This is a genomic window from Lacrimispora algidixylanolytica (assembly GCF_003609635.1).
Lineage (GTDB): Bacteria > Bacillota > Clostridia > Lachnospirales > Lachnospiraceae > Lacrimispora > Lacrimispora algidixylanolytica.
The window spans coordinates 83,110-98,747 of the sequence record NZ_MCIA01000007.1; the positions used below are offsets into that span (position 1 = coordinate 83,110).

A 15,638-nucleotide genomic window follows, 5' to 3' on the forward strand; every position below is an offset into this window, starting at 1 on the left:
GGAGGAAGAAAATAACTATGAGCTATAAAATTATTGGGGATAGTTGCTTAGATTTAACAGCGGATTTAAAAAAGGACCCCCACTTTCAGATAATTCCACTTACGTTACAAGTGGGAGAGATTCAGGTCGTTGATGATGATACCTTTGATCAGAAGAGTTTTTTGGAAATTGTAAAAAAAAGCAGTGAATCACCAAAGTCTGCTTGTCCTTCTCCAGAGCTTTATAAAGAGGCTTATGAGTGTGAAGAAGATCATGTTTTTGTCATTACTCTATCGGAACATTTAAGCGGCAGCTATAACAGCGCTGTCCTTGGGAAAAAGTTATATGAAGAGGAGCATGGCGATGATGGGAAAAAGATTGCAGTTTTAGGGTCTGATTCCGCTTCTTCGGGCCAGCTTAATATTGCTTTGCTAGTTCAGTCTCTTTGTCAGGCAGCACTTCCTTTTGAGGAAATTGAGAAAAGAGCAAGGGACTTTATTAAGGACATGAAGACCTACTTTGTGTTGGAAAGCCTGGATACATTAAGAAAGAATGGTAGGCTTACCGGGCTACAGGCATTCTTTGCTACTGCCCTTAACATCAAGCCAGTTATGAGCGCTCAATCCGGCATTATTGTAAAACTAGATCAGGCTAGAGGTATTAACAAAGCGTTAGTACGAATGGTGGATATCGCCATTAAAGATTCAGGAGATACCAGAGATAAGGTGTTGGCCATTGCTCACTGCAACAATCCAGAGCGAGCAGAGTTTGTTAAGCAGGAGATGCTAAAGAGATCCAAATATAAAGATATCATCATAACAGAGACAGCAGGTGTCGCTACAGTTTATGCCAATGACGGTGGAATCATCATGACACTATAATCAAAGGATTTGAAACGCATTTAAGAATAATAGCAAATAGCAAGGGTCTGCCATGGCTGAAAGGGAAGATGTTAACTTTTCACTGAGGTCAGGCCCTTTTTGACGTTATACGTTCCTTCTGACTGTATGGTCTCTTCTATATACTAACTTATTTTAAAAGAAAGCATGTGTGATATCAACAAATATAAAGAAGAAGACTATAAAAATTTAGTATAGAATGTGATAGTAACGAAAATTGTCTTATTCTATTGCTACATTTTGTTAATTCTACTCATAATTAAAACAAAGGAAAATATTTACCTTTATACCATTTTATGATATAAATATTGTTACATGGATAGGTATAGGGAGGTGAAATTATATGAATGATGTAACTATGATTGCTATATTAATTGTGTTTGTACTAGGAATTATGTTATTGTTTAATTTCTATACCAGACTGTTAAGTAAGATTTCCCAAAATGGGATCAGACGAAAACTGGAAAAAGGTAAGATAAGTGATCAGCAGTTGGAGAAGTTGTGTAACGCCGTGGATAAGGGCCGTAAAAGAAAGATGATGGCAATTTTTATGTACGGAATTTTTTATAAATCCTTTTTAAATATGCAGGAGGATATCTATCAGCTTTACAGAGCAGAGATGGAAAAAAGAGGTATGTTAAATCAGTAATTACATAAGTGCTACTCTATGATAGTTAGACGACTAAAGAATTAAAAAGTATATGCTTTATAAGGACATGGCAGTTTTGTCATGTCCTTTCCTATTGTCTCCAAGAATCTTTTTAATTTGACAAACCCTTATATTTTGGGTAAGATAAAAAAATGGGATTAAAATCCAGATAACCATAAAGGTTTAGTAATGTAAAACCAGAATGTATTATGTGGAAAACAATTAATTCAAAAAGAAATGTGGAGTTTTTTTCAAAAAATGTGGAAAACATCATGAAATTCATAAAATCATGTTGAAATTATTAACAATTGGGAGGCATTGATGAAGAAAAAAGGTAACTGGATCAGGATTCTGGTTTTCCTTCCTGCATTGCTGTTTATAATGCTTATCGGATGGATCGGGGTCAGTGAACGGAACGGAACGAAGTTGAATTCATCTTCAGCTTATGAATCCGATAAGGGAAAGATGGAGACGTCTCTGGCATCAGAAGAGGAATCTGGAAGTCAGGAGGAACCTGAGGTGCTGACGCTTAAGCAGTCCGAGGATCAGACAAAATCTGAAACCCAGAAGGAAAATCCGGATAAATCTGAAAATCCTATGGTAAATCTACTATTTGCTGGAGATATATTACTTTCTAGTCATGTAACTACAGCATATAATAATGCAAAAGGTATTAATGGAGTGTTAGATGCTGGATATCTGGCAGAAATTAGCCAGTCGGATATCTTTATGGCAAATCAAGAGTTTCCATTTAGCGATCGTGGAACAGCAGCACCGGATAAACAATTTACCTTTCGCCTTCCACCCTCTAAGGTCTCTATGATGAATGAGATTGGGGTGGACATTGTAACTATTGCAAATAACCATACCTTAGACTACGGAACGGATGCTCTGCTTGACACATGCATGGCATTGGATGGAGCGGGCATTCAGTATGTAGGAGCTGGTCCAAACATGGAGAGAGCGAAACAATTGCAGACCATGGAAGTCAAAGGTAAAACCATTGGCTATTTAGCAGCTTCCAGAGTTTATCCAGATCCAAACTGGGTGGCCAATAGCAAGAAGCCTGGAATGGTTAGTGGATACGACCCTACCATACTTTTGGAGGAAATAAAAAAAGCCAAACCTCTTTGCGATTACCTAGTCGTTTATGTGCATTGGGGAATCGAACGAGATGAGAAGCCACAGGGATATCAAAGAGCACTAGGCAAACAAATCATTGACGCCGGTGCAGATATTGTCATAGGAAGTCACCCTCATGTTCTTCAAGGCTTTGAATATTACAAAGGCAAACCAATTTGCTATAGCCTTGGTAATTACATTTTTGGAAGTTCGATTCCAAAGACCACACTTTTAAAGGTGGATGTGGATTTTGATAAGGAAAGCACCACACTATCACTGGTTCCCGGCACTTCAAAAGCAGGATTAACAAAAACCTTAACCGGAGATGGAGAAAAAAAGGACTTTTATCAGTATCTGCAGGGGATCTCCTTTGACGTTACCGTGGATGACAATGGAATCATCCATGAAACGAATAAAATAGAATAATTAATTCGATTCGAGGTATCTGTCTCCCTGGCAGGTACCTCGTTCTTTGAAGCGTTTCGCCAGCGAATTGAGTACCATACGCTTATTTCCACTCCAAAGAGGAGCCAGAAGAAGTTCCTTTGGACCGTCTCCGCTGATCCGGTGGATCACCATGTCCTTAGGAAGTAGGGCTAGACAGTCAATTACCAGATCAATATATTCCTCTAGGGTATATACCGGTATTAGGCCTTTTTCATATTCTAAGGCCAGATCGGTACCTTTTAAAATATGAAGAAGTTGTAGCTTGATACCATCGCCTCCATTGCTTTTATGGCTGTCAAGGCGTGCAAGATGGCGGATGGTATCAAAAATCATCTCTTTATTCTCTCCAGGGAGCCCTAGAATTACGTGGGTGATGACCGTTATTCCGATTACCTTTAACTGGTAGTAGCCATCTGAAAAGACATCCAGAGAATAACCTCTCCTGATGTACTTGGCGGTGGATTCGTGTATGGTTTGCAATCCTAGTTCTACCCAAACTGGCTTTTGCTGGTTTAACTCCTTTAATAACATAAGAATGTCAGGAGACAGGCAATCAGGCCTAGTAGCAATGGAAAGAATAGCCACATCAGGATGGGAGATAGCCTCCATAAAAAGCCTCCTTAAATAGGAGACAGGGGCATAGGTGTTGGTATAAGATTGGAAGTATGCAATAAAACGCCCTTCCCCTGGTTTCAATTTACGGCTGACTTTTTCTTTCGCAGCCTCGATCTGATCCGTGATAGAGGAATGGGCATGAATGGATTCCGCAAATTCTCCAGAGCCTCCGCCGCTGCAAAAGATGCAGCCATTATTTCCTAAGGTGCCGTCCCGGTTCGGACATGTCATCCCGCCATCAAGAGCCAGTTTATATATTTTTTGTCCGTATTGTTTTTTCATTTCAAAATCAAGTGAATGGTAAGGTTTTTCATTCCAAAGCATAGAAGTCTCTCCAATTTTTAGTCATTGCATTATTATAGTGTCTACTAGGTCAGACTGTCAAATTTTATTATATCTTTTCGTAGAATAATGTATTGTAGAAGTTTTGTAGATTATGTTATACTCATAATAATGATTCTTATGTATTTCATTGGGGAAAAGGAGAGTAATAACATGAAAATTACTGATACCGTCAAGCTTTTAAAATCAGAGGATTCCAGAAAGCTTATGGCTGCTTTATATGGAGAAGAAGGAATTGAGACGAATACAAAACGATATGAGGATCTTTTATTAAGTTTTGAAAAGAAGTTTCCAAAGGATGAGGACATGCTTTTATTTACAGCACCTGGACGTACGGAAATCAGCGGAAACCATACAGATCATAACCATGGAAAGGTCTTAGCAGGAAGCATTAATTTAGACTGCGTAGGCGTTGCTGCTAAGAACAATACCAGAACGGTTCATATTATCAGTGAGACTTATGATCAGAATTTTACGATTGACCTTGATGACTTAAGACCAAGTGAGAAGAAGGCAGGAACCATTGATCTGACCAAGGGACTATTCAAAGGATTTTTGGAAGCTGGTCATGAAATAGGAGGATTTGATGCCTATATCACCACCAATGTAATCAGTGCGGCAGGAGTTAGTTCCTCCGCTTCCTATGAGATGCTCTTATGCAGTATGGTTGATACATTTTTTAACCAGGGACGTTTAAATGCAGTGGATTATGCTCATATTGGTAAATACTCTGAGAATGTTTACTGGGGCAAGTCCTCAGGGCTTCTAGATCAGATGGCATGTGCCGTAGGCGGCCTTATTACCATTGATTTTAAGGATCCAACAGCTCCAGTGGTGGAGAAGATAGAATTTGATTTTGCCTCCAGAAATCACAGCCTTATTATCGTCAATACAGGGAAGGGACATGCAGATTTAAGCGAGGATTATTCCCATGTTCCCTCTGAGATGAAAAAGGTGGCTGAGTTTTTTGGAAAAGAAGTGTGTGCTGAAATCACAGAAAAGGATCTGATTGAAAACCTGAATGAAGTCAGGGAATTTGCTGGAGACCGTTCCGTTCTACGTGCCCTTCATTTCTTTGAAGAAAATAAGCGGGTGGATGCAGAAGTAGCCGCCTTAAAGGAAGGTCGGTTTGAAGACTTTTTATCTAATATTACTTCCTCCGGTAATTCCTCTTGGAAATGGCTTCAGAACTGTTTTACTAATACCAGCTATCAGGAACAGGGGATTACCATAGCTCTTGCTCTTACGGAACTTTTTCTTGCCGAGAAAAAAGCAGGTGCATGTAGGATTCATGGCGGTGGATTTGCAGGTGTTATCATGACTATGATTCCCAATGAATTGGCGACAGAGTATATCACCTATATCGAGAAAGCCATGGGAGAAGGAAATGCATACCGCATGAGCATCAGACCACACGGTGCTATCTGTTTTCAAGATATGATAGGGCAATAATAATTGAAAAACCTGCCATAATAGAGTACAATAGAAGTAAGAGATAGAATACAGAACGTGCAACTAAAGGAGGCAGGCAATATGAAAGAGAAAAATAATCTGATCATTACAATAGGAAGACAATACGGAAGCGGCGGTCGTATGGTAGGAAAGGCTTTAGCGGAAGAATTCGGGATTAACTTTTATGATGAAGAGATTTTAACCCTTACTTCCGAGCAGAGTGCTGTGGGAGAAGTATTTTTCCGCCTGGCAGATGAAAAGGCAGGGAACAATCTGCTTTATAAAATCGTAAGTGGATTAAAACCTCAGTTAGGCAAGCCATCTATGGATTCCGATATTGTGAAACCGGAAAATCTATTCCGCTTCCAATCCCAGGTGATTCGAGAACTTGCAGGGGAAGAATCCTGCATCATTGCAGGCAGATGTGCAGATTACATCTTAAGCCGTGAAGACGTTAATGTTCCAGGACTGGTTAAGATCTTTGTATATGCAGATACTCCTACTCTTGTGAGCAGAACTATGGATGTAGATAAGATTGATGAAAAAGAAGCAACCAAGCGCGTTAAGAAGATCAACCGGGAGAGGAAAGAATATTATCGCTACTATACCGGTGAGAGTTGGGATGACTGGGATAATTATGACCTGATTATCAATACCAGCAAGATTGATCTGGAGCAGACCGCAGAGCTTATTAAGGATTATATTAAATTAAGAGGGCTTGAGCTCTAAACATAACAACAAAAAAAGGGTGTTCCATATCGGGAGCACCCTTTTTTGTGTAAGGCTTATTAGAATATTTTATGTATTTCGTTTTAAGAGAGGCTGGCTGCAAAATCCTTTACTGATTCTAGTTTGTCGGACGAGTTCATGCTCCCTTTCTCTAACATACCGGAGATTTTAATGACTCCTTTGTTTTCCCATTTTAGATAGGAGCAGATGGCATTTAGCTGTGCTTCTGCAGCATCGTAAACATTGGGAGCACCGGAGTTTAAAAGCATGGCGATGGATTTAATCCGGAAGCCTTTTTTTGCAAAAGCATACATACGATCCACAAAAGCTTTAGTCTGAGCGGAAACATCAAACCAATAGATGGGAGAGGCTAAAACTAGCATATCAGTCTCAGCCAAATCACTTAATATAGAGTTCATATCATCTTGTTGGATGCAGGTTCCATCATGAGTAAAGCAGTATTGACAGGCTAGACATGGGTCTACCTTTAACGTGCTTAGGTTTTTAATCGTTACGTCATGACCGGCTGTTTTTGCAGACTCAGCAAAAGTATCTGCCATGATCTCTGTATTGCCATTTCTTCTAGGACTGCCTGTGATTATTAATATATTCAAACTAACTTACCTCCATTTATTTGGTATTCGATTTATGACCCGTAAACCGACCAATTGGTCAGAAGTTTGTAATGAAACATTTTATATAATCTTTTTGCATACGTGGACTTCAGCTGTTTTTTCTGCAAAGTCAGCAGTAGCAGTGGTAATCTTTATAAAATGAGGGGAGCTCATATGGCTTTTTAATGATTCCTGGTCCTCCCATTCCTCAAGCATCGTAAGAATCTGAGGATTCTTCATATCCTGTACCAGTTCATAGCGAATACACCCAGCATCTTTCGCTCTTGTTTCTTCCACCAGGCCTACGGCCAATTTTAAAAATTCGTCAACTTTGTCAGCTTTAATATAATTGTTTGCAATAATCTGTATCATGATTTTCTCCTTCGTTTACCAAATATTATTATGAACTCTCTCGGCTTTGTAACGATCTACAAATTTGTTTTCCTGTCCGTCTGGATAGCCGATGGCTATCATGGCATATGGTTTGATGTGATCTGGAAGATCAAAGAATTTTCGTACATTTTCTTTTACTTCATCAGAGGTAGCAACTCCCAGCCATACAGCTCCAAGTCCCAGATAAACAGATTCTAAAAGTATATTTTGAGTGGCTGCACCAAGATCCTCATCAAGTCCTGCGGCAACTTTTAATTCATTCGCATTTCCAAGTACAACAATGGTAACAGATGAATCTGCGGCAGGTTTTGCATAAGGAGAGGTGAGGGAGAGCTTTGAAAGCTGTTCCTTATCCTGAACTACGATGAATTCCCATGGCTGTTCGTTGATTGCTGAGGGAGCCTGCATAGCAGCCCTTAAAATTTTATCGATTTTCTCTTGCTCTACCGCTTGATCTGTAAATTTACGAATACTTCTGCGGTTAAATATTTCCTTCATAGTGAAACCTCCTAGTCTTTTTCTAAATGTTTTAAAAGCTTCCCGCTAATGGCAATAAATTGAGCGGTTTCTTCTTTCGTAAGGATTCCTTCGTATTCTTGATGGAGTTGTTCCCAAGAATTAATAATTTCCTTTTGTAAAACAAGCCCTTCTGGAGTCGTGCTTAAATATGCCTGCTTGCCTTCCGTCCTTTTGGTAACGAGATTTTTCCGCTCCAACTTCTCAACTAATCGGGTAATGGTAGATGGAGTCAGATGAAGCGCATCCCCTATTTCCTTTTGCATCATGCCTTCTTTTTGGTTTACCAGATAAAGAAGGAGTGCATGACTTGGTGAAAGACCAGTCTTTAAGAAGGCTTCGTCTGCGATTTTCCCCAGAGCCCTTGATAATTTGGCGGTGGAAAAAAACAAACAGCTATTCATATCGCAAACATGTTCTTCGGTATTTAAATCTTTGTTCAATTCATCACCTCTCTTGTTTGTACATACAAATATAGCACCAGATCAAACCATAGTCAATCCTTTTTGTAAATATTTAATTTGGTAAAATTTAATTTAGCAATACCGTTGACAAGATAATCAATTTAATTTATAATAAAGATGATTTTAACAAATATAATTTGATATAATACATTAAGGAGGTATATGACATGTCTGTTTATGATTTTAAAGTAAAAACAATGAATGGTGAAGAGAAGAGTTTATCTGATTATGAAGGCAAAGTTTTATTGATTACAAATACGGCTACTGAATGTGGGTTTACTCCTCAGTATACGGATCTTCAGGAGATTTATTCAAAATATGCGGATAAAGGTCTTGAAATTCTTGATTTTCCTTGCAACCAGTTTGGCAATCAGGCACCTGGGGAGAATGATGAAATTCATACTTTCTGCACCGGACGTTTTGGAGTTACCTTCCCTCAGTTTTCAAAGATTGATGTGAATGGAGAGAATGCCATTCCTCTTTATCAGTATCTGGTGAAGGAAAAAGATTTTAATGGTTTTGATGCTGGTCATAATTTAACACCTATTCTGGAAAAGAAGTTTGATGAAAGTAATCCAAATTATAAGAATGAACCAGATATTAAATGGAATTTCACAAAATTCCTGGTTGATAAGAACGGAAACGTAGTAAGAAGATTTGAACCTACTGCAGATATGAAGCTTGTGGAAGAAAGCATCAGTGAATTGCTTAAATAAATTAAGTTTTAGACAGTGGGAGAACGGAGATTAGTAATGAACTATGATAAATTGAAGATAGGCAACCAGCTTTGCTTTCCTCTATATGCCTGCTCTCGTGAGATTGTCCGGCTGTATAAGCCCTTTCTTGACGAGATTGGCCTAACCTACACCCAGTATATCGCTATGATGGTATTATGGGAGAGAAAGCAGCTTACAGTAAAACAGCTTGGCGAGATTCTTTATCTGGACAGCGGTACCTTAACTCCCCTGTTAAAAAAGATGGAAAGTTCAGGGCTTTTAAGCCGAAGCCGGGATAAGGCGGATGAACGCAGTGTTATAGTCAAACTGACCGATCAGGGAGAGGAATTAAAGGAACAGGCGGTATTGATACCGGAAAAAATTTCTAAGTGTGTTCCTCTTGATCAGGAAGAGTCAAAACAGCTATATCATCTGCTTTATAAGATTCTAGGCAATTCCAGCCGGAATCCAGAGAAATAAAATAGACTCAGGAAGACCTTATATGGGCTTCCTGAGTCTATTTTATTTAGTATTTACTATCGAGATTTGCTGGAGTGAAAGCAGGCTCATAATTATAATCATAAGAGTTGTTAATTGCAGTATACTCTTCTTTAACCGGATAATGGCTCTCTGTTCCTTCTTTTAGCTTAAAACGTTCTACTTCTTGCTTTAGCATTTGAGCCTGTGCTGCAAGCTCTTCACTGGAAGCTGAACTTTCTTCTGCTGTTGCAGCGTTACTTTGAACCACTGCCGAAACCTGGGCAAGTCCTTGATTGATCTCTTCAATAGCTAGTACCTGAGCGGAGGAGGCGCTGTCAATTTCATTAATAGACTGCTCAGCAAGTTTAGCCTTTTTCCCAACTTCCAAAAGAATGTTAGCGGCTTCTAGGGCAAGCTTTTCACCTTCTGAAACAGATGCGGCAGAATGACCGATTAATTCTGCTGTCTGTTTTGCTGCAGCGGCAGATTTGGCAGCAAGGTTGCGGACCTCATCAGCAACTACGGCAAATCCTTTTCCTGCACTTCCTGCACGGGCAGATTCTACTGCCGCATTCAATGCCAGGATGTTGGTCTGGAAAGCAATGTCTTCAATTACCTTTGTAATGCTTGAAATCTTATCGGAAGAAGCAGATATTTCCTTCATGGAAAGATTTAACTTCTGCATATGAGAATTACTCTCTATAACGCCTGCATCAGCCTCTCCTACATAAATGGTGGCTTTTTGTACGTTACCGGCGTTGGATTCAGCCTGCTGAGTTACACTTGATATGGCTGCATTTAGTTCTTCAATGGTAGCGGCTTGTTCTGTTGTACCAGAGGCAAGGGCCTGGGCGGCAGACGATACTTGCTCTGCTCCTGTGTTAACCTGAATGGCTGCCGTCTGAATGGAAAGAAGAGACTGGTTTAAGTCATTTTCAATCTTTAACAGAGCAAGTCCCATGGTATCTTTTTCTGAACGGAGAGGAACGTTTTGTGTAAAGTCTCCGTTGCTTATGTTGATAGCAGCAAAAGCTTGTTCTCTGATACCGCTTATCATTTCTGTAAATGCAGAAGCTAATTGTCCAGTTTCGTCCTTTGAAGTAATATCAGCTAGATCCACATCAAGGTGACCTTGTGAAATCAACTTTGCGGCGTCTACAACCTTTCCGATAGGAAGGCTGATCATGATTGCGATTTTTTTACCAAGCAATAAGGCAGATATAATACCAGCAACGATAAAGATGATTAGAACGATTGTGGCAACCATAGCAATGGTTCCATTTATATCGCTGATTTCCTTTGCCTCTATCATGCGGTTATCAATTAACTGATCGAAATTGTTATAGATTGTCTGGATTTCATCAGTCTGATCAGTTAAAGATGATGTTACGGTTGTTTTATTCCCTGATTTTGCCGCCTCAATGGATTTAAGTATAGCAGGATCGTAAGAATCTTTGAAAAGCTTCATAGCTTCCTCATATAACTTAATTGATTCCTGAGAGGAAGAAGGAATAGATTTTCGATAAATCTCTGAGCTAGTAAGGAATGTTTCTTTGTTCTTTACATAACTTTTCTCCAGCTCCCCAACCATTTGTGTATTGCCGGAGTTAATGATCAAATCCTTGGAGTCGGATCGGATTTGATATAAGCTTTGGACTGCACTGAACATATCGTCGAGAGGTGCAGTTTTTTCTTGATACATGTAGGTATCCGATGAATTGATACGAAGCATGCTTCCAAGGCCTAGTAGACCCACCACCAGCATGATTGCGGCTACGACTATAAATCCGGTGCTTAGTTTTTTTGAAATACTGTAGTCGTTAAAATTTTTCATAAATAATCCTCCTGATAGTTACAAGCTACCTGGCCCGGTAGGGACGAAATGAAAGTTTGCTGATTTTTCATCCAATTAGACAGGGAAAAGGTCTTAAAATGTAAGTCTGCAAGTCCCTTTGATTTTTGACGGAATTTCTTTTCTTATTTCTCTGCTTATACCATATTGTCCAAATGCTTTTTCTGGGCCGAAATACATATGTATTGGAACAAATTTTAAGTTTGGGGAAGTTTCCATAATAGTCAAAAATTATAATTATGATTATAGATGATAAAATGAGAAAACTCAATCAAAATAGTCAAAAACCGTCATATTTTGTAAAAATTTGTAACCTAAATTAAAAACCCATCTTTTTTCGTGATCAAATAAATAAAGACCTCGTGTAAAGGTCTTATTTACACGAGGCAATGTGAAATTTAAAAAGGTTGAAAGGATTGATTTCTTGCCTAATTAAAGGGTGATATCTTTAAGATCCCCTTAGGGAACGAGAAAACATCATAGGGATCATAATTTTGTTTCACTTCTTTTAACCGGTAGACGTTATTACCGTAATACTCATTTAGATAGCAGGGAAGCGAGCCATATGGGAAATTCACATAAGAGCCCTCTGTAATGGATTTTAAATAACAAAACCGATCCTTAATCCAGTTAGAGTTTTCACACTTACAGCTTTCAAATACAGTGTTGAGCCAAGTGATATAGTGAGCGTCCCGGTAGTAGAAGGCTGTGGCTTCAGGAGCAGTTTCAGAGACCTTGCCACCCAAAGCATAAAAGGAAAGAGCCGCGTAAATAGAGCCGCTAGGCCGGCTCGCAATCAGTTCTGACAGGCGGTTGCTTTCACATTCATTAAAGTCATGGAGAACAAAGCGGCTTGTGGACTGAAAGGATTCAAAGGGGGGATAAAATTCTCCGATGATTGTAACTGCTTCTAAAAAGGTAAGATATTTCAAGCTATATCTAACGCCCCCAAGTCCCAAGAGAGGTTTAATAATACCTAAGGCAGTTTCTGGCGGACCGTAAAAAATCCCTCTTGCTATGATCCCAAGACCTTCTTCCAGTGAGTTGAAGATCCTTGAAACCATAGTAACTCTTGCGTCTGCATTTGCTAACCAATCCTGCCAGGTCTGTATAAACAATGACTGCTTTTCCTGGTCAGCATTTGAATATCGGATATCAATTAACGTGACTTTATCAATTTTAGGAGGTAGTCGGAAAGTCATGGAGGTGACAACGCCAAAATTCCCTCCGCCTCCTCCTCGAAGCGCCCAGAACAAATCCTGATTTTCGTCATCGCTTGCGGTTAGTATATTACCTTCGTAGTTGACAAGCCGTAGACGGATCAAATTATCGCAGCCCAGTCCAAGGTAGCGGCAGGAGAGTCCCCAGCCTCCTCCAAGAACATAACCGCTAACACCTACGGTGGGGCAGGTACCTCCTGGAAAGGGATATCCCAGAGAAGAAATTGTTGCATATACCTGTTTGTTGGTGGCCCCGCCTTGGGCCGTAAACAAACCAGAAGCTTCATCTATGACAATCTGGCTTAATTCGCTCAGATCAATATCGAGAATATCATTTCCAGTGGAGTAGCCTTCATAGTTATGTCCTCCACTTCTAATTCGCAGGGAAACATGGTGAGATCTTGACCATAACACGGCATTGCTGACATCCGTCTCATTCTGACAAAAAACGATAGCCAGAGGGAATTTATTGACAGCTCTGTTGTAAACTTGTCTTAACTCATGGTAGAAAGGGTCGTCTGGTGTCACCACCCGGCCGGTCAGACCATTGAAATTGCAAATGTTCATACATAAGCGCCTCCTTTCTTACTATCATGTTATTAGAAGAAAGGAGATTTGGTGCGGCTTGTATGTCTTCCTATAAAAAGGGTATTACGCGTATTGCTTTAATCCAAAGCGTATGGTAACTATCTTTTTATGGCGTATGAGATGAGATTACCTGTGAATGATAGAGTAAAAAGTCGCAAAACGCCCGTTCCATTGCAACAATGGAACGGGCGTTTTATGATCGCAGTTTTGGATAAACAGCGACTTTGCAAAAACAATTGTTGCCAACTATTTTATAACCATTTTGTTGGAAATGATAATGGTTTTTGCAAAACATGAAATTGAAGCTTCCTCCAAAGAACAGGCGGCCGCCATCGAACAAATCAATCAGGGGCTGTCACAGGTCTCTTCCGTAGTTCAGACCAATGCTGCGACAGCCGAGGAAAGCTCTGCATCCAGTGAGGAGCTTGCGGCTCAGGCCCAGATCTTAAAACAGGAAGTGAATAAATTCCAGCTAAAAGAATAGGGACAGCCTAAATTATAATTTCATAATCCTTTTTTCTTCCAAACTTGCCAAGCTTTCTGGAGTATGAGTCGATAGATACACGGTTTTATTCTCCTTAATAAAAGCACGAGCTTTTAAAAGAGTCTCTTTGGCAGCTTCCAGGTCTTCAAAGACAATCGATAACCGATTCTCTATTAATGCAGCGTCAGTATAGGTAATATCACCGTGAATCAGGTAGAAGAGTCCATCTGATTCCACAATTACGATGCTGTTGCCCTTTGTATGACCTGGAGCTGGAAGGAAATAGACGCCATCGCTAATTTTCTCACTGGCTTCAAAGTTATGATAAGGACCATCTTGGTAAGCAACCCTTATAATATTGTCTCCCTCTAGCTTAAGGGCATCGGCTTCTGCCCCGGATAAATATATCTTTGCATTGGGGAAACTTCTTAACTCTCCGGAGTGGTCTGGATGTTTGTGGGTTAAAAGAATTTTTGTAACCTGCTCCGGGCCATATCCAAGTTCTTTTAAGGCTGCTAGATAATCATGGATCCGCTTTCCCTGATAAATCTTCTGGCCTTCTTTTGGTAGAGCGTCAGGTGCTTCTTTTGGGATTCCAGTATCAACAAGAATGACCTCACTCCCTGTGTCGATGACATAATTTTGTAGGCTGGAAGGATATGTTACGGAAGAATCGAAAATTGGCTCACTTACGCCTCCTCCCATTGCAAATGGCTGTGTCATAAAACCACCCTCATATAATTTGACCGCTTTGATTTTCATGTGAATACTTCCTTTCTTTGACTTCTTTTTATCTGTAACTCTTTATAAAAGAGCAGCGATATCTTTTTCGATTTTTTCTGGTTTATCAGTAGGAGCGTAGCGTTTTAATACGGTTCCGTTTTCATCTACCAGAAATTTCGTAAAATTCCACTTAATCTTTGAACCAAGGACACCTGACTGGCAAGATTTCAAATACGTATACAATGGTGATTCATTGGCACCGTTTACCTCGATTTTTGCAAATTGAGGAAATGAAACGTTGTAAGTCAGTTGGCAAAATTCATGAATTTCTTCTTCGCTCCCAGGCGCCTGATTACCAAACTGGTTGCATGGAAAATCAAGAATTTCGAAGCCCTGGTCCTTATATTTTCCGTATAGCGCTTCAAGTCCTTCGTATTGAGGGGTAAAACCGCAGCCAGTTGCCGTATTGACGATAAGCAGGACTTTTCCTTTATAATCTGAAAGGGAAACAGGGTTTTGTTTCATGTCCGTAACTGTTATATCATAAAGATTCATTGTTAACACCTCTCCAATTCTTTAATATTTAATACAATTGTATTGTACTCAATTTAATTTAAGAAGTCAATAGTTTTTTGAAATTTATTTTTTTGCTATTCAAAAGATAGTATCAAAGATTGAAGATATAAAAAAGTGCAGGACACTCCGGAGGTTTATGCCGGCTGGCCCTACACTTACTTATAGATAAATTTGATTAAGTCCCCTTGTTTGTTAAGAAGAACGGTATCATCGGCAAGTTCGATGGTTCTTCCTGTTTTTAGTACTTTTTTAATAGGATTAGGAACCATTTTACCGCTCATTGAATTTCTTAAATCAAAGGCCTCGCCAAACGGTTTCAGATAAGCCTCCTCCTGATTCCAACCGGAAATTATCTGGGCCGCTTGATTTAGATAGGTAATCTGTCCTTCGTTGTTCGTAGTAACCACACCATCCCCAATTGAATTTAAAGTAACTTTTAACACCTAGGTAGTAAAAAAAAGTGTCATTGGCATCTGCCAGAATGTACTCCTTACGTTGGCTTATGTTTACTGTCACTATTTTAAAATAGTCGCAGCCCACGGGGATTTGCTTAAAAATCTGTCTTGCAATCTCTGCAGTCACGATAGACCCCTCCTTTTCTTAGTTAATCGCTTGTAGTGCTAGTAAAATAATATCAAAGGCATTCGTAAATGCTCCATGGATTCTTTTCTATTAATTAGCGGACATACTTCATCTAATGATCTTCTTTTCTGCATGTACCAATATGATATAATATATTATAAAGTTTTATAGAGAGTGATAATATGCTTGTCTTTGT

Annotated in this window: 18 protein-coding genes; 8 read left to right on the top strand and 10 right to left on the bottom strand. The window is 39.5% G+C overall.

Going from position 1 to position 15,638, the window contains the following annotated elements; genetic code table 11:
• The first annotated feature begins 17 nt into the window (after positions 1 to 17).
• The 3 genes from BET01_RS05965 (at position 18) to BET01_RS05975 (ending at position 3,075) form a co-directional block, all read left to right on the top strand.
• Entirely contained in the window at positions 18 to 860 is an 843-nt protein-coding gene (locus BET01_RS05965; RefSeq protein ID WP_120195860.1) for a DegV family protein, read from the top strand.
• Positions 861 to 1,221: 361 nt separating this feature from the next.
• Positions 1,222 to 1,527: a hypothetical protein gene (locus BET01_RS05970; RefSeq protein ID WP_120195862.1), complete on the top strand. Its 306-nt coding sequence runs from the start codon at positions 1,222 to 1,224 to the stop codon at positions 1,525 to 1,527.
• Between the two features lie 321 nt (positions 1,528 to 1,848).
• Positions 1,849 to 3,075 (top strand): CapA family protein, encoded by a 1,227-nt coding sequence (locus BET01_RS05975; RefSeq protein WP_120195864.1) that lies wholly within the window; start codon positions 1,849 to 1,851, stop codon positions 3,073 to 3,075.
• Here BET01_RS05975 and BET01_RS05980 read toward each other — a convergent pair whose 3' ends face one another.
• The gene (locus BET01_RS05980; RefSeq protein WP_120195866.1) at positions 3,076 to 4,035 is read right to left on the bottom strand and encodes a TIGR01212 family radical SAM protein; all 960 of its coding nucleotides are present in this window, start codon (positions 4,033 to 4,035) and stop codon (positions 3,076 to 3,078) included.
• A gap of 171 nt (positions 4,036 to 4,206) precedes the next feature.
• Here BET01_RS05980 and BET01_RS05985 point away from each other — a divergent pair, with 171 nt between their 5' ends.
• Together BET01_RS05985 and BET01_RS05990 are read left to right on the top strand one after the other, a co-directional pair.
• Positions 4,207 to 5,505: a galactokinase gene (locus BET01_RS05985; RefSeq protein ID WP_120195867.1), complete on the top strand. Its 1,299-nt coding sequence runs from the start codon at positions 4,207 to 4,209 to the stop codon at positions 5,503 to 5,505.
• Positions 5,506 to 5,586: 81 nt separating this feature from the next.
• Complete coding sequence (locus BET01_RS05990) at positions 5,587 to 6,234, top strand: cytidylate kinase-like family protein (RefSeq protein WP_120195868.1); 648 nt, start codon at positions 5,587 to 5,589, stop codon at positions 6,232 to 6,234.
• 83 nt (positions 6,235 to 6,317) lie between these two features.
• Here BET01_RS05990 and BET01_RS05995 read toward each other — a convergent pair whose 3' ends face one another.
• From BET01_RS05995 to BET01_RS06010, 4 genes are all read right to left on the bottom strand, one after another.
• Positions 6,318 to 6,848 (bottom strand): flavodoxin family protein, encoded by a 531-nt coding sequence (locus BET01_RS05995; protein WP_120195869.1) that lies wholly within the window; start codon positions 6,846 to 6,848, stop codon positions 6,318 to 6,320.
• A gap of 81 nt (positions 6,849 to 6,929) precedes the next feature.
• On the bottom strand, positions 6,930 to 7,220 hold the full coding sequence (locus BET01_RS06000; RefSeq protein ID WP_120195871.1) for a putative quinol monooxygenase: 291 nt from the start codon (positions 7,218 to 7,220) through the stop codon (positions 6,930 to 6,932).
• Between the two features lie 15 nt (positions 7,221 to 7,235).
• Positions 7,236 to 7,739: a nitroreductase family protein gene (locus BET01_RS06005; protein WP_120195873.1), complete on the bottom strand. Its 504-nt coding sequence runs from the start codon at positions 7,737 to 7,739 to the stop codon at positions 7,236 to 7,238.
• 11 nt (positions 7,740 to 7,750) lie between these two features.
• Positions 7,751 to 8,200: a MarR family winged helix-turn-helix transcriptional regulator gene (locus tag BET01_RS06010; RefSeq protein ID WP_120195875.1), complete on the bottom strand. Its 450-nt coding sequence runs from the start codon at positions 8,198 to 8,200 to the stop codon at positions 7,751 to 7,753.
• A gap of 188 nt (positions 8,201 to 8,388) precedes the next feature.
• Between BET01_RS06010 and BET01_RS06015 the strand changes: the two genes are divergently transcribed.
• The gene (locus tag BET01_RS06015) at positions 8,389 to 8,937 is read left to right on the top strand and encodes a glutathione peroxidase (protein ID WP_120195877.1); all 549 of its coding nucleotides are present in this window, start codon (positions 8,389 to 8,391) and stop codon (positions 8,935 to 8,937) included.
• 36 nt (positions 8,938 to 8,973) lie between these two features.
• A complete protein-coding gene (locus tag BET01_RS06020; protein WP_120195879.1) occupies positions 8,974 to 9,417 on the top strand; it encodes a MarR family winged helix-turn-helix transcriptional regulator in 444 nt (147 codons plus the stop codon).
• A 46-nt stretch (positions 9,418 to 9,463) separates the two neighbouring features.
• Here BET01_RS06020 and BET01_RS06025 read toward each other — a convergent pair whose 3' ends face one another.
• Positions 9,464 to 11,251 (bottom strand): methyl-accepting chemotaxis protein, encoded by a 1,788-nt coding sequence (locus BET01_RS06025; RefSeq protein WP_120195881.1) that lies wholly within the window; start codon positions 11,249 to 11,251, stop codon positions 9,464 to 9,466.
• Between the two features lie 446 nt (positions 11,252 to 11,697).
• Positions 11,698 to 13,056 carry an FAD-dependent oxidoreductase gene (locus BET01_RS06030; protein WP_120195883.1) on the bottom strand — a complete coding sequence of 453 codons (1,359 nt, stop codon included), beginning with the start codon at positions 13,054 to 13,056 and terminating at the stop codon, positions 11,698 to 11,700.
• A gap of 298 nt (positions 13,057 to 13,354) precedes the next feature.
• Here BET01_RS06030 and BET01_RS06035 point away from each other — a divergent pair, with 298 nt between their 5' ends.
• Complete coding sequence (locus BET01_RS06035; protein WP_330512464.1) at positions 13,355 to 13,561, top strand: hypothetical protein; 207 nt, start codon at positions 13,355 to 13,357, stop codon at positions 13,559 to 13,561.
• Between the two features lie 12 nt (positions 13,562 to 13,573).
• Here BET01_RS06035 and BET01_RS06040 read toward each other — a convergent pair whose 3' ends face one another.
• The 3 genes from BET01_RS06040 to BET01_RS06050 form a co-directional block, all read right to left on the bottom strand.
• A complete protein-coding gene (locus tag BET01_RS06040) occupies positions 13,574 to 14,323 on the bottom strand; it encodes an MBL fold metallo-hydrolase (protein ID WP_120195885.1) in 750 nt (249 codons plus the stop codon).
• A gap of 42 nt (positions 14,324 to 14,365) precedes the next feature.
• Positions 14,366 to 14,839 (bottom strand): glutathione peroxidase, encoded by a 474-nt coding sequence (locus BET01_RS06045; RefSeq protein WP_120195887.1) that lies wholly within the window; start codon positions 14,837 to 14,839, stop codon positions 14,366 to 14,368.
• Between the two features lie 176 nt (positions 14,840 to 15,015).
• Entirely contained in the window at positions 15,016 to 15,303 is a 288-nt protein-coding gene (locus BET01_RS06050; RefSeq protein ID WP_120195889.1) for a PAS domain-containing protein, read from the bottom strand.
• Positions 15,304 to 15,638 lie beyond the last annotated feature (335 nt).

Excerpts from the sequence above, each read along its gene's own strand:
- BET01_RS05965 (WP_120195860.1), top strand. The coding sequence starts at position 18 with ATGAGCTATAAAATTATTGGGGATAGTTGCTTAGATTTAACAGCGGAT.
- BET01_RS05970 (WP_120195862.1), top strand. The coding sequence starts at position 1,222 with ATGAATGATGTAACTATGATTGCTATATTAATTGTGTTTGTACTAGGA.
- BET01_RS05975 (WP_120195864.1), top strand. The coding sequence starts at position 1,849 with ATGAAGAAAAAAGGTAACTGGATCAGGATTCTGGTTTTCCTTCCTGCA.
- BET01_RS05980 (WP_120195866.1), bottom strand. The coding sequence starts at position 4,035 with ATGCTTTGGAATGAAAAACCTTACCATTCACTTGATTTTGAAATGAAA.
- BET01_RS05985 (WP_120195867.1), top strand. The coding sequence starts at position 4,207 with ATGAAAATTACTGATACCGTCAAGCTTTTAAAATCAGAGGATTCCAGA.
- BET01_RS05990 (WP_120195868.1), top strand. The coding sequence starts at position 5,587 with ATGAAAGAGAAAAATAATCTGATCATTACAATAGGAAGACAATACGGA.
- BET01_RS06000 (WP_120195871.1), bottom strand. The coding sequence starts at position 7,220 with ATGATACAGATTATTGCAAACAATTATATTAAAGCTGACAAAGTTGAC.
- BET01_RS06005 (WP_120195873.1), bottom strand. The coding sequence starts at position 7,739 with ATGAAGGAAATATTTAACCGCAGAAGTATTCGTAAATTTACAGATCAA.
- BET01_RS06015 (WP_120195877.1), top strand. The coding sequence starts at position 8,389 with ATGTCTGTTTATGATTTTAAAGTAAAAACAATGAATGGTGAAGAGAAG.
- BET01_RS06020 (WP_120195879.1), top strand. The coding sequence starts at position 8,974 with ATGAACTATGATAAATTGAAGATAGGCAACCAGCTTTGCTTTCCTCTA.
- BET01_RS06025 (WP_120195881.1), bottom strand. The coding sequence starts at position 11,251 with ATGAAAAATTTTAACGACTACAGTATTTCAAAAAAACTAAGCACCGGA.
- BET01_RS06030 (WP_120195883.1), bottom strand. The coding sequence starts at position 13,056 with ATGAACATTTGCAATTTCAATGGTCTGACCGGCCGGGTGGTGACACCA.
- BET01_RS06035 (WP_330512464.1), top strand. The coding sequence starts at position 13,355 with ATGGTTTTTGCAAAACATGAAATTGAAGCTTCCTCCAAAGAACAGGCG.
- BET01_RS06040 (WP_120195885.1), bottom strand. The coding sequence starts at position 14,323 with ATGAAAATCAAAGCGGTCAAATTATATGAGGGTGGTTTTATGACACAG.
- BET01_RS06045 (WP_120195887.1), bottom strand. The coding sequence starts at position 14,839 with ATGAATCTTTATGATATAACAGTTACGGACATGAAACAAAACCCTGTT.